A 14,813-nucleotide genomic window follows, 5' to 3' on the forward strand; every position below is an offset into this window, starting at 1 on the left:
ACTGTACCGATGCCAATAGAGTACCGATTAATCGCTGCGGCGCAAGCCGTCTGCTGGTTTCTTAGCGTCAAAGGCACGGCGTTTGGATGTTGTCGTTTTCGCAGTGCCGTCCCTCCGCGACTGTGAAAGGCGTGCGACCTCGAGACAAGCCCGTGGAATGTTCGTCGCCAGCCCGCTTCGCGAATCGCTTTGGGAGGCGTTCCCGTCAAAGTCAAATCTCGACCATTTCTGAGAGCGCATCGATGAGTCGGTCCAGGTCCTCGAACGAAGTGTCGTGTCCACAACTGATTCGCAAGGTTCCCGAGTCGCGTGTGCCTAAGCAATCGTGCAGTTGGGCGGCGCAGTGGTAACCCGAGCGGACTTCGATTCCGAACTCGGCATCGAGGATCGCAGCGGCTTCGGCACAGGAGAGCAGCGAGCCAAACGTGAGGCTGGCGATTGGCAACTCGCCGCGTCCACCCACCACACGGACACCCTCAACCGCCTGCAGGCGATCGTGCAGGTAGGAGGTCACCGCGTGCAGGTGGGCGAGGTCGGTCGGCGGGCGATCGAGGGCCGCGTCCCATCCCGCGAGGGCAGCAATATTCATGCTGCCCGGTTCGAGTCGCCCCGGCATCGCATCAGGCATCTGATCGGCGAGCCCATCGTGCCCGCTGCCGCCCTGCATGGTGGACTCGATGCAATGATGGAGACGGGGGTGTAGATACAGCATTGCAATCCCCAGTGGTCCGCCACTGCCCTTGTGCGCGGGTGCCGCCAAAACATGCACCCCCATCGAAGTGACATCCACCGGCAGATAGCCGAATGTTTGCGCGGCATCGCACAGCAAGATAATTTGAGTGGACGGTGACCGCGACTCATTGATCTGCGAGATCCGGCGCCCGAGGTCAGCGACCCGATACCGTATGCCCGTCACGTTGGACGCGTCGGTTAACGCCACCATCCGAGTGGAATCGTCAATGGCATCCGCCATCGCATCGACATCCAGGAACCCCGCATCGTCGCACGCTACGATCTTGAGCTGAGCCCCCACTCGATCGGTGGCGTTCAACAGCGGTCGCAGCACCGAGTTGTGTTCTGCGGCCGAAGTCATGACTTGGTGGTGTGCGCCGACGTGCACCGGAATCAGTCCATGAATCGCTGCATTGAGCGCTGCAGTGCAACCGCTGTGGAAGCTCACACACTCGGGTGCCTCGGCACCAATCCCGTCCGCGAGCCGACCGCGTACGCGGTCACGAATCGCGCCGCCATGGCGGGCCGCTGCGTAGTTACCGCGGGACGCGTTGGCGCCGCAATCACGCATGTACTCGGCCATGGCCTCGATGACTCCCGGTGCCTTCGGCCAGCTCGTCGAGGCGTGATCGAGATAAAGACGCGTCACGAATGGGATCCCTTTCGCCTAGAAACTCTCCACTGCGGCAAGAGCCACCGTTTCGCGTGGCTGGCACCCAGGATGAGTGCGACCACCAATAGCCCGAGTGCCATCGGCAGCGGCACCAGTACCAAGCCGATGATACTTAACACCAACAGCCACAGCGATGGGTGGAGCCCCACGGCACCCCACGATGTCGCCGGCTTCGCTTCTCCGGCGGTCGTTGGCGAAGAGCTCCGGCGTGGAATCAACGCAGCGAGGACCAGGAGGCTGGCCACCGCAAAGAAAAGCCCGCTGCGCATCACCAGTTGCCGCGTCTGCTCACTGACCGATGGATGCTCCGCTGCCAGCAGTTGGATCGGCAGTCGACGTCCACTCCACGCAAACGTCCACCGATCGGCATAACCGGGTGGTTTGGTAATCGCGAGATAATCCGACCACGTGATCGACGCGTTCTCACCGGCGAGGGCATTGCCGGGAAAGTAGCGGGTCTCTTGCGCCACGATGAACGCATCCATCTCTTTCCAACTGAGCAGATCGCCTGCAGGAATCCCCGCGCTTCGACTTGACTGGGAATGAGCGGAAAGCTCGGTATCGGTTGGATCATCGTCACCGAGCTGCCGACCAGCCGAGTGGCATAGCATTTGATAGCGTGCGATCCAGGGCTTCAGCCACACGGCAACCTCATCGTCGCGTCGATCGGCTAACGAGTCCGAGGAAGCACGAATGGCTTTGACCACGTTCGAGGCTAACCATGCGACGCGGGTTTGAGGCGTCAGAGGCGACGCAATGAGCGATGCCGCCCGCGCGTCGTTATGAAAGGGGGTTGCCGCTCGCCGAGCACCATCCTGTCCACCGATAATTTCGTCAATGGATCGAGCGGTCAGAGCATCGGAGGGAGGTAGCTGACACCAATTCACGCTGGCTCGCGGAGCATCCAGACGTAACCCCGTGAGGGAGGGCAGCAGCACATCCGGCACCTCACGGCGGAGTGCTGTCACGACTTCGACCGTCTGGCTAAGTCGACTCAGAGGGAGAGAGATCTCCCAGACCACCGCTTCGTCTTCGTCTTCGCGAGAATTTTGGTCCGCGGGAAAGACAGGCACTCCCTGCAGGTCGGCTTGCCGAGTCGCCGCCCACACGCCTTGGAGTTCCACGCCCGGGTCAATCGCAAGCCGCAGCGAAGGTTGGTCACCGGGAAGAACATCGAAACGGCTGACCATCAATAAAGATTCATTGGCGGGACCAGCAATGACACAGTGATCGGTATGCAGCAACCGGGCAACACGATCCGTCCGCGGTAGCGTTTCCAAATCGATCGACCACCGGGGACTGGTGACCGCGTATACGGACAGCTCCGTATCGGGTACTGCCTCCAGAGCAGTGGTTGGGGGACGGGAGGTGGATGAACCCGCTGGCAAGGGCTGCAGTCGCCAGCGGGGCTTTTCGATCGGCCCTGCAAAATTGCTGCGCCAGCGCACCTGTTCATTGGTCAGCCGCGTTGGGACCACCACATCAATGCGGTGCTGCCGAGCATCCATGATCCTCAGTTCGGGGACACTCACCCGCGTAATCTCGCTGACGGCCAAGCGGCTGATCAGGCGGAACGTCCGCGTGTAGACAGGATCGGAATCTGCGGAGGACTCGCTCGGGGCATCACCAAGCTCGGAACTGCCGCCAGGCCGCCGCTGAGTTGCGTTGGTACCGCCCTCAACGCTGTCGTGCCGAAGCTGTAAACGCAGTACCTGCACCGCGGGGTCCAGGGTCGGCTGCCGCGAGGACACACAGAGCGGATCGATCCGAAGTGATTCGCACCACCGTGTGGGCAGGGCAATGTCTAGGTAATCCGGGCAATAGGAACTGGTGATCTGACAATCGGTTTGTGCGGTCCAACGTCCCTCTTCCCATCGGAGCGTGACGCGTGAATCGACGTCGAATGGTTGTTCGTTGGTGTGCGCGTGAAAACGACCGGACGCAAATGCATTGAGACTGGAACCGGTCGATTGAAAACGATCGACTAGAATTTCACCATCTGCCAGCAGGGAGGCGGCGTCCGCGCCCCCCGTGTCCATGCGTTTCCCGGAAACCGGATGTACCCAGTTCACGATGGTGTCGACATTGCGAGTGATCTGCAGTTCATTGCTTTGTTGGAGACCGCGTGCCCAATCCTGCGCGGCGGTCACGGCGGAGTCGCCGCTCTGGTTGGCTTCGGACGACGGCGCAGCGGCCAGCTTGCTGATACTCATCAGCCCCAGCTTACCTGGCTCCTCGCCGTCAACATGCGGCACGATCGCATCGACGACAATATTGAACGAGCGATGGTCAGTGGTTAAATAGAGAGTCGTCGTTCCAGCCTGCCGGGTTACCGTCCAAGGCGGAGGAGCGAGGGCAACTGCCGAGACCGCCGCGTCGTCGGCATCATCGGCACCAGTCCCTTTCTCCTCGACCAGGGGCGCCGCCGGCAGGGGCGCAGCCGGCAGGTCCGACGACGGCGTGTGGGGCGAAATTGCTGGGCTGCCATCCGCCTCGAAACGCCAATCGAGCAACCGTGCTCGATCGGGAAGCTGCACCATGTAGCGTGTGGCACCGACGGTTGGTGCGGTCGTCGAGGGCATGACATCAGATGTCTGCGGAGAGCGACGTGGCCCCTCGTCGGAAGTGGTGACATGCACCAAGAACCGTACCCGCTGAACGTTCGGTTGGATTGAAATCTCATGCCGCGTGGCCACTTCCCAGCTTGGGGCATTGGCCTGTTTCAGCCTCAACTCTTGAACATTCCCTATGGCGGCACGGTCAATCTCGCTGAGATATCCCGTCCATTTCGCGTAAAATTGATCCACCGAAAGTGGTTCGACCTCACCCATCGTTGACCAATCCGGTAACACGTCGTCCGCGAAGGTCCAGGCAATCCAAGGCAACGACGCCGAGGCCCCGTCCGCTTGGTCAGAAGCTGGAGTTGCGGCGTTGGTATTGCCAGCATCCGCCGACGCGATCGGGCCTTGGGTGGTGCGTGCTGCCGTCGCTGAAGTCTCGTTGGAGGACTGTTGAGGCACCTTGTCGTGAGCCGGCGTGGGACGCACTACGACGCGGGGCATGCGTATCCGCCACGCCCCTTCGCGCGGAGTCGGCAATGTCCACGCCAAACGAATGGAACGTGTCGGTGTGGCCAACGACATCAACCGCATGGTTTGCACGTCCGCGGGGTCTCCATCATCACGAGACAAACATGCCCATTGCGTACCGAGCAATGCACATGGCTGTGACTCCTGAGGCGTCGATGCCGACTCATTGGACCGTGTCGCTGCAGGGTCGTCCTCTGGATTTTCGGAGACGGCCTGAGGCGCCGTTGTCGCGAGCGAGAGAACGACTTCGGGGGGTAACGGCCGAAGAGATTCGAGCTCACACTCAATCACGGTTTTCCCTCGCTCCGAGTGGACCCAGAATCGCTGCTGCCACTGCGTTTCGTCGTACCACGGCAAGGTCGATTCATCGATTGCCGGGGCGTGCTGCGCGACATCGCTGCGCGCATCGGCGGGGGTGACTTCGGAGCCTCCGATGTTGGTAATCGTTGAGGCGCGGAGCTGAAAACGCAGATTGAGTTGGCGTTCCGAGCCGAACGGGATCACGTTCGATTCTCGTTCGTTGCGACCACTCACAACAACTGGTGCTGTGGGATTCGCCGGCGACTGGAGCGGGTCACTTTTTGCGTTGGATGGAAAATCAACAAACCAGCTCGTCGTCGGGGCCAGCAACATCACATTCTCTACCGCGTCATGGGTCGAGACGACGAGGTCGGCGGCGGGGAGCGGGGGCAGATCACAGGAAACCGTCACCCAAGGCGATTGCCAACTCAGTTGACAGCGCAGCGCAATCACGAGGGTCACGCGTTCCGCATCACGTCCGAGCGTAGGTATCTCAACCCAAGCCCGCCCATTTTTCTCGCCGCCCCAGCGGACCGTCATGGGATCGTCGGTCGAACTGATTTGCACGACGCTGCTGATCTGCTCAAACTGATACGGCAGTTGGATCCGCCGGACACTCGGTGGCAGCGTCAAGTCCAGTCTCACCTGGAGTGCCGCGGTTCCCCGCTGCGAGAGCATCTCGTCTGTTATCGTCGCGATGTCGATCTTTCCATCGCGTGCTTGCCCCCGGTTCAACGGCTCGTTCTCAAAGGTGTTCCTGCTAAGGAAGTCATCGGTATCCCCCATCGGTCTCCCGCTCTCGAGCGGTGACGTCAATTGCAAGCGATACGAGACCCGATCGATCATGGGGTTCTGCCATGACGAATGGTCGCGACTGAAATAGAGATCATTGTAGAATGACTCGGGGATATAGATCTTGTTCCCCAAAATCCTCCCATCGTTCTGAAGCGGCACCAGGATGTCGATGGTGGGCGTCGACGCCTGCTCCTCTGAATTGCCGTCCTGCGCCCCCGACTCGGTGCGGGTGCCGACCGAAGTTATCGTCGTATCCTGTCCAGCCAGTCGGTTATCACTGAGGCACGAACCGGCCAGAGTGAAAGCGAGAGCGATCAACAAACTGGCATTCGCCGCACCCATGGGTCGGGAATGCGAAGCATCCTTGCGTGAGGGCATGTCACTGACCGAGGCAACATCGAGTTTGCTTTCGCTATCACGTCGCCAGAGAGTCGTGGTGAGCTGTATCGCTGCGAGCGTCAAGGGAAGCGCAACGAACGTCATCAGCGGGATCGCCGCAGCCGGCCAAAGAACGACAGCGACCACGGTCAAGACAATCCCCACTCCGAGCACTCTCAAGCCGCCCCGGCCCACCAAGCAAGCCAGACCGAGTAGGATCAATGCGGCGATCCATCCGAGTCCCGCCATGAACCCGCTCGGCAATAGAAGCGGCTTCGCAGACGGGTACCACGGCCGCGCGAAGTCGGGGATCTGAAAGATACGGGTACCGTTGGCGGCCAGGAGCTCATGGCGTGTATCGACAACCAATTGGTTCAAGGTGATCTCCGGAAATTGATACCATCGGTACCAATTACTCCGCGGTGCCTGCGAAACCCAGTTCGCTTCCACTCGCCTCCAATGCGATGAGGCGTTTGGAAATCGCGAGGCCCGATCTCCTGACGTGGAGGCATCCGCAGCCGCGCCCGTGGTCGTCGTGCTCCTCGGCGACGAGGTCGCGTCTGCCGGAATCGTCGATGGAGGTGTCGCGGGGGCTGGAATCACGATACCGCGTCCCAGCACAACGCGTGGCGTGACGAGAACATCGTCACAGCGGAGGTCGACCAAGTGTAACGAGGGTGGGAACGATAGCAGGATCTCGGAATCCGAGCGGACCAGGCACGTCATACGCAACGTGTCGGTGCCACACACCGATGACTCGGCAATCAAACGCTGGCTCACCACCAACCCGGTAGGCGATCGGTGGGAACGCGGCAAGACCTCGATCCATGGCTGATCGTTGGGCGCATAACGATACCGCGCCGTCGTGGCCTTTCGCGTGGGACCCTGCGCGTCACTGTCGTACGACGCTCCATTTCTCCCCCTGGGGCCATTGTAACTGGAGTCCACCAGCGGAATGCCCTTGAGCGGTTCGGGATGGTCTTTGAGTTGCAATGAGGAATCAATCCAGATCTCCGCGGATTGAGATGCCGCATCAGGCACATTGGGTAGTCCAATCGCCACGGCCGATCCGACAGTCGCCGTTTTGAGACGACGACGCCCCACCAACAACGACTGATTGGTGAACTGGGGCGGCAATGCGATTTGCACCTCCCAATCGCCTGCGCTCTCGATGTAGTGGCGTGTCACGGCATGCTGTGCCAACGGCGTTTCAGACTGGCCAGGTTGCAATTGGACGAACCACTGCATCGGCTCCCAAGGAGGGGGTACCCCGTCCGCAGTCGACGGTTCGATCCCGTGATCGTCCAACCGTTGGGCAGCATCGGTACCACGACGGTGAGCCGATACGGTCTCTTCCTCCCGCAGTGGTCTCGCTGCAAAACGCAGTCTCACTGAGCGGATTTCACCGGCAGTCCCTTCGGTCTTCAATTCCAATGTTTGCCATAATGAGCTGGTTTCCTTGGAGGAGGGTAAACCGGTTGCCTCGCGAAGACGCTGCGTTGCCAATGCAGTATCCGTCCCCGAGGGCGCAGCGCGGAGCAGCGTCCGCAGGGATACCGACAGATTGACATCGGGCTTTTCCAAGGTCACCTCTGGGGTGGCTTCGATGGCCCCTCCAAACACGATGGCGTCTCCTGGCAGTGGCGCGAAGAAACGCCGCTGGGCCGCCGAGAGCTCGGGAAATGCGATTCGAGAAGGTTCAATGGCTGCTTTCGCGGACCAACTCAGCCCCGCCGGCGGCACAATGGTGGCGAGCAATTGCCCTGGACAATTGACAGCGCGCATCAACCATAGAGCTTCCGTACGTTGATTCGCCTCGCCATCGATCATCGCCGCGCGGTTTTCGGACAGGACGGTTTCCTCGAGAGGGTTTGGCACCATCCCCCGATCTGGCTTCCCATTGCCGGTCGCCTCGTTCACCGCAGTGGCGGGCAGTTCAGACGCTTCGTCAATCGCCGCTGGGCTGGGGGCAAGTGCCGAGTCGGCGTCTGCCTGGCCTGCAATATTCGTCCTCCGAGCCCTCCCGCTGACATAAACGACCATGCGGTTGTCAATGACTTCGTCGCCACCGGGCCAGATGATCAAACGTCGACCGTGTCCGGCCGCAGTCCCCGTCGGCACACTTCGCCGCCCCTCACCCACACCAATGAACTCAAACTGAAAACCGTCCTGCAGTTCAAACGTGACAGGGCCAAGGGACCCGCGCGGCATCTCCACCGTAATTTTACCGCGTGCTTGAATCGAACTCTCATCCATCTCAAAACGCATTTGATGGTCGGCAAAAACCAAGGCATCGTTCTGCAAAATAGATACCGACCAGGGGGTGTCGGAGGTCGGCGCCGGCCCCGACGCCATCCACGTTGCTGAAGGAGTGGCCTCGACGTCTTGACCGAAATCGTCGTCGCTCGATCGCTGACTCAGTGATTCAACCGGTTTCGTGTATTCCGAGGGCAAGCGTCGCAAGTTCCATTCTGGTGGCAATTGTGCATCGCTGAGCACGCTCCAACTGGGGACATCCAACTGCATATGCCACGTTTGAGGTGGCAGCACAAACAGGTCGGCCGGCAGCAGAGGACGCGGCAACGGCACACGATCTCCGCGTCGATACGAAACCCCCTCCATGACCCAGGTCGTTGAGGTCATGTCGATTTCGCCCGGACTCGGTACATCACTCTGTCCCTCCGAGGTCCAGCCAGGAACCCAACGCACCGAATCTCCGGTCCACACAAATGGAACCGGTATATCATCGCGTCGCACCGCCGTCACTTCGCCATCCGCCCACGCGAGTTCCGAAAAATCATTCGAACTGCTTGCGTCCAAGGTCATCCGGCAGGTCCAACGCAGTTGATCGCCCATCCACCGCGACTGGAAGTGACATCCACGCACCACACTCATCGAACGCGCCCCCAGCTCCCCGTCGCTCGTGGGTTGCTGACGCAGCACCAAAGGCTGCCCCGGACTGGGCTCAATCGCATACCACACGGTTGGCTCAACATCATCGGATGGATCGGACTCGAGTTGTTCGAGGGCGGCCGGATCGAGACCGAGTTCATCCCATGGCGGAGTGTGCGCGAGTTTCGTTAACGACCCTCCGTCTGCTTTGAGTTCGGTACTCGCGGCCACACCCAGGAAGAAACGTGTGATTGTGGCATCCGGTAGTTGCAAGGTCCATTGTCGCCCCTCCGGAGTATGCTGGCAGCGAGCCGACCAATCAAAATCGATCTTGGCTCCTGGTGGCCCCCATGCAAAACAGTTTCCCGCCGCATCGCTCACGATCCTCTGTTGAGCCCCCGCGCTCGCTGCAACATCGACGGTGAGTCGGTCGCTCAATGGTTGCACCAGGTTCAGATTCAATTCCCCAAGTCGGTATCGCTGCCACAAAGAGGGCGATGGCCCCCGATCATCGGCTTGAATCCCCTCGGGCGATTCAGGCAACGCCAACTGACTGGCAAGACTGACGAGATGATCCGATTCAGCGCGGGCGACGATCATCAGACGCGAAACCGGCATCTCACTGGGCGGTTGTAATTGTAGAGCGTCATCCCGCAGTGCGATTCCTAAATCGTTGATCGATATGGGACGAAAGCTCTCTGGAACAAGGTCTGCTAACTGCGAACCGTAAAGCCCGATCCACCGTGGTGCGTACCCGCGCCACTGCGGCCCCGCGAGCGGACTCGGGGGATGCGAGACTTCGGCGGCACTGGGCTGGACGCCCTCGGACGAAAGCGGGTCTGCAGAACCATCAACCGCTTCCACCGGTGCGTCCAAGGGTTCCTCGGATGTCTCCGCTGGAACTTCCGCTGGAACTTCCGCTGGAGTATCCGCTGGAGCTTCCACAGCGTTCGTCGTTGGTGAGGGCGTGGTGTCCTGGGCCCACACCAGCGGATGCATGAACACGGACAACAGGCCAACTAGGATCCGGTTTGGGCAGGCTCGTAGGGAACGCCGAATCACCGTACTGCCTCCGACGATCCGGAGTCCGAACGTGAGTCGGTAGCGTGATAGGCGTCCGCAGAGATGGCCGAATCGTTCTTGCTCGACTCCTCTGATTCAGGTTCCTGCGAAATCGGGGCGGCGGGATGGGTGATTGGCAACAGCGATGCATCGTCATCCATTGCCGCCGGTGAATTACCCGCGTCATACTCCTGAGTTTCCTGCTGGTCTTCGGATGCCTCCGGGGGCGTGCGGGTGGCAGCCTGCGGGGACGCAACGGCCTGCGTCGATACGACACGCTCACGTTTTGAGTTGCTGGCCGGACTGACAACACTGTCTCGATTACTCGATCGCGGCAGCGCTCGCTGGCCATCACGCGGTACCGCGATCGCAGAAATGGCATAAAACACGGCCACGAGTGTGAGGGAAATGATCACTAATTGAGCCGTCAAAACAATCCCGTCGGGTGCGATCACGAGCAGTCCTGCCAACGCGATCGCGAGTACGAACGCCATCAGCGACTGGTGCAACCCTGGAAACCACTGCGCCGCAGCGGCGAGCAATAACACCAATCCTCCGACGGCGAGCCAGAGCACGGTGCGCGACACCGTGACGGCCGCGAAGGACAACACGTTGCCGGCGAAGAACAGGTATCGATTCCCTGGGACCGCGAATGTCGCATTGGAAAGGGATTCTCGCATCGCCGCTTGCAAAACCAAATCAGAGACACCATCGGATTCGCTACGACCGACCGCACCGTCACTCGAACTGCCGTCGGGCGAACTCGCCGTCGAACCGCCCGCTGCGCCGGGGGTCGTGTCGTCACCGAATTGCCAGTCCAAATCCAATGCCCACCGGATCAAAGAGGAATCACTGAGAGTCGGCACCCGCGACAGATTCAAACCATCACGCATCCACCGCATCGCGCGACCGGATTGGTTGGATGCCCAGAACAAATGGGAATCGGTGGGGACGACCAATTGCCAGTACTGCAACCCCGAGCCGACGGGCAATCGTATCAACGGTTCGGTTTGTGACGACCATGGATTATTCTGTTCTTCCACCCAAATTCGCACGTCGAGCAGATGCGCCAATCGAGACGTTTCGGGTAAATCAATTCGCAATCCCAACGCGTCACGCGTGCTCGCGGTGGGCCGGCCATCCAACTGCACTTCCACGCGGATCGTTTGTAAACTGGCAGGTAACCCAAGCCGGACTCGCCGTCCGCCCCGTACCGTCGCCATCAGATGCTCATGCCGAAACTGCTTGCCCACCAGGCTGCGTAAAAACGCACGCGGAATTTCAGTCAGTTTCTCTTCGCCAAGTCGGCTGCGCAGCACAATCGGAATGGGAAAGTCGGGGACGATCTTGAACGTCCAATCGGTTGTGTCGGACGCTGAACCGACCTCTGGTGATTTGACGTCGGACAGTTCGAAACCGCCCGTTTCCGCAAAATCGCCAAGCGACCCGTCCAAATCGGGCAGGACGCGCCAAAACACTCCTGCAGAATCGACAACGCCGAGCGGCATCGTAATCTTCAGAGGCGTTGGCAACTCGATCCGATCGGCGACCGGAACGGGCACGGCGAACAGCTCATTGATTTCACCTCGATCGACGCTAAGTGAACTGCCCGCGGCTGAGTCGCCCGTGGGGTCTGTCGGAAGAATGGGTTGTTCCAACACCAATTCAATCCGCTGCGTTCCAGCCGCCAACTCGGGCGAAATGATTTCGTAGATCTCGTTCTCGGCGAACCCCGATCCCGATGTTGAATCCACCAGGGGCCCGCGCACGCTTGCGGGACTGCCGTCGACCATCGCCGTCCAACGCCGGGGCACTTCCGTGCGCCGGGTCGCTGCGATCGCTGCGGCATCCACACTGGCCTCATTCGATGCCGAATTGCGATCCAATTCGCTCGCTGTTTCCGTAGCCGTGGTCGCACTCGCCGATGCGAGTGATGACGCGTCATCGGTCTCCGGTGCGTCGAGAACATGACTACCGAGCGTGGGAATCGCGAACTTCAAACGGCCTTCCAAATCCAGCGGGCTGGTGATCGTCCACTGCGAACGGATCACCCAACGATCCGCTGACTGCGCCGTAGAAATTGCGCCGCTCCACTGCAATTCAAGAGGCCGGGTGGCGAAACTGCCCTTCAGAGACCACGGCGACTCGGGGATCAGAAAACGAAAGGTTGATTCGTTCTGTCCGGGAATTCGCTGGAGAGCGGGACTGCCGGCCAAATCAACCAACCAAGCCTCGCGATGGTCATCGACGAGCGACAATCGCACGTCGCGCAGCACGCTCGCCGAATCCGTTGACACCAAGCGGGGCAATGTCAACGACTCAAAAGGATTCGTGGTCGCCGTGGCCAACAACTCCGCCGTGATCTGATAACTGGTCGGCCAGTTTCCATCGGACGTATCAACCTGCCATTCAACGTTTCCGTCATTGGCGGTGATTTCCAATTCGGTGTCGGGGATCTCCGTTTGAATCCCGATCAATTGCCAGGCCCCCAGTTCCAGCCGCAGACCTTTGGGATCGATGCCAACACCCCCTGTCCGAACGTCAATCTGGACTTGCGCCGCACGACGTGTGACGGACAGCTCCGCGTCGGCCGCTAATCGAATCTGCTGTTGTTTGCGAGACAACCAAATCGGTAACTCAAATCGTGTTTGCGTGAAGCGAAAGGGGTAAACCAAGCCGCCATTGCCAGTGTTGGTTTGGGCCGCGACGACAGCGTCAATGCCCATCCGGGGACGCCAGCGCAAACGATGATCTGCTGCGGTACGAATCGTCACTTGACCTCGATGCCCAATCGCATCGGTGACTTGCGGGATTCGCAACACCCACGGATCCGTTGCCGTCGCGTCGGGCGGGAATTGACGTATTTGCAATCGCAGGCGGACCGACGACGGAGCCTGCATTTGGTCCGTCCCAACCCACCGCACCACGATCCGCGTGGCATCCTCCTCCGCGTTCGAGCCCGGCGCGGGTGCCTCGGCACTCTCACCACCCGATGACGGTTCGGTACTCCCCGCTCGCGAGATGACGACTTCCCACCATGCCGAATCGGAGGTGCCGTTGGTAACACCGGAGGCATCACGCGACTCACTGGTCGCTGACACAATCTCCGGTGGTGAAACGAGCACCGCGGCGGCTGGCAGGCGTATCTCGCAGCCGTGCAGAGGCCCACGCAAGTTTTTCGTTACTAAACGAACATCCATGGTGGGAGGTTCCGTGGGCGACTCCCATTGCAACTGAGTCTCCGATTCGACTTCCAAGAGATCACCGGTATCACCCTCACTTTCGGCGGCCCCAGTAGCGCGCAGGGCGATCATGCCACCGTCACACTCAACCGCATAACGATCAGAACCTTCGAGTCGCCGGGCGACCTCACGCCCTGAACCGACCACGTCCAAGAGGGTGACATCTCCGCTGTCGCTCGAATCGTCGAGCTCCAGTTGGATCAACGTTGACACCGACGGCAGACTCAGCGGCAACCAAGATTGACCAGGCGGCGTCATCCAAACGCGCGCGGACAGTTGGAGATGCACCTTCACCACCATCGAAGTACGCGGCGAGAGAAACTTCTGTAAGAGAGAATCGATCGGCAACACCAATTGATACCCGCCATCGCGGCGGGTGAACCCTTCACCCTCGGCACCCATCGCTTGACGTAGCACGCCGGGGAACGTTGTGGGTAGCGGCAATGAGTCCGCCGGCACGCCGCTCATCATGCCCGTACTGCTGGACGGCACCGTCTTGCTGCTGAAGACGCCCGCATTGCTTTGCCCGAGATTCTGCCGCGGAGTCAAACGAACATACGCGCCAGAGACCGACTCGCCATCCCTCGCAGTCACACTGCCCGCTTCCTTCGCCGAGCCGGCGTCGCGATCTGGGGTCGCATCGGAGGCGAATCGGACATCGGCGGCGTGGAGGAGATGCGCCCCCGCAAACCCAATGTCGACAATCACCGAGCGGCCCACGGTTTCACGGACCGCCGCACCATCTAATCGCACCGAAAGCTCCGCGTCCCATTGGGCCCGTGTCTGCCCCATCGCCCCCGTGATCGACAATCTCTCGAGCGTTGCGACTTGGTCACCCGAGCGGCCCCCACGATCGAGCTTCCTGAGCCGATCGATCTCCTCAAACGACATCCTCGGCATCACCACCGGTGTGTTCGATTCATCTTGAAACAGAAAAGCGTCGGGGCGAATGCCCTCGAGCTGCTCAGGCCACGGTGCACTGTCCTGCAGAAAACCCGGTGGTGGTAGTGTCCCCGGGCCCTGCCCATAGCCCACCGCGGGGCTCAACAACGCCAGGAACGACACCAGCAAAACCACCTTCCCAGAAGCGGAGGCGGATACGTTTTGCCCAGCAGCTACGCAGCGATCGACCGTGTGCAGGAATCGCACCAGCCGCTGAGGAAAAAACATCAATGCGAAAGACAAGAAAATCACTGCGAAACCAGTGAGAGCAATTCATTGCACACCAACCCTCAAACAGGGGGGCATGCGTTGGATAAAGACAAGGTAAACCCGAAACCCTCTGACGAAGCCACTTTGTGTCCGTGCCCAATGGAAACGAGTCTCCAGTGGAAACAGGGGTGTCGGCGCAGAACCGGCGAGTTCCACCCAGTCTACGCAAATTAGTTGACCGGCAAAGCTAAATCTGTCGAATTGTTGTTTCTAGGTTCGGTCGCCTGCAAGGCGACAACAGGATAATTGAAATAACCCCGACTTTCGGACTCTCATTGGACGTTCACCGCAGCATTCGTGTTCTGAGTGGAATCTGTCATTTCTGTGATCGATTGCCTCTTTGCAAGCCAATTCGGTGAAATCCCGCACCAATCATGGTGTTTGAGCGAATAACTTGTGTCTATAATTAGGGCGATAGCAAAACTTCCGGCCGTTCGG

General features: G+C 60.1%; 3 protein-coding genes. All 3 read right to left on the minus strand.

The window, feature by feature from the left end; genetic code table 11:
- Positions 1-211 precede the first annotated feature (211 nt).
- The 3 genes from SH410x_RS27505 to SH410x_RS27515 all read right to left on the minus strand — a co-directional run bounded on the left by SH410x_RS27505 (position 212) and on the right by SH410x_RS27515 (position 14,357).
- Positions 212-1,381, minus strand: a complete 1,170-nt coding sequence (locus SH410x_RS27505) for an aminotransferase class V-fold PLP-dependent enzyme (RefSeq protein ID WP_473672679.1) — start codon at positions 1,379-1,381, stop codon at positions 212-214.
- Positions 1,378-9,804 (minus strand): hypothetical protein, encoded by an 8,427-nt coding sequence (locus SH410x_RS27510; protein ID WP_473672681.1) that lies wholly within the window; start codon positions 9,802-9,804, stop codon positions 1,378-1,380. Before SH410x_RS27510 ends, SH410x_RS27505 begins: the two co-directional genes overlap by 4 nt.
- Before the next feature lie 113 nt (positions 9,805-9,917).
- The gene (locus tag SH410x_RS27515) at positions 9,918-14,357 is read right to left on the minus strand and encodes a hypothetical protein (protein WP_473672683.1); all 4,440 of its coding nucleotides are present in this window, start codon (positions 14,355-14,357) and stop codon (positions 9,918-9,920) included.
- Positions 14,358-14,813: the final 456 nt, after the last annotated feature.

The sequence above is a fragment of the Rhodopirellula sp. SH410 genome (assembly GCF_055811895.1).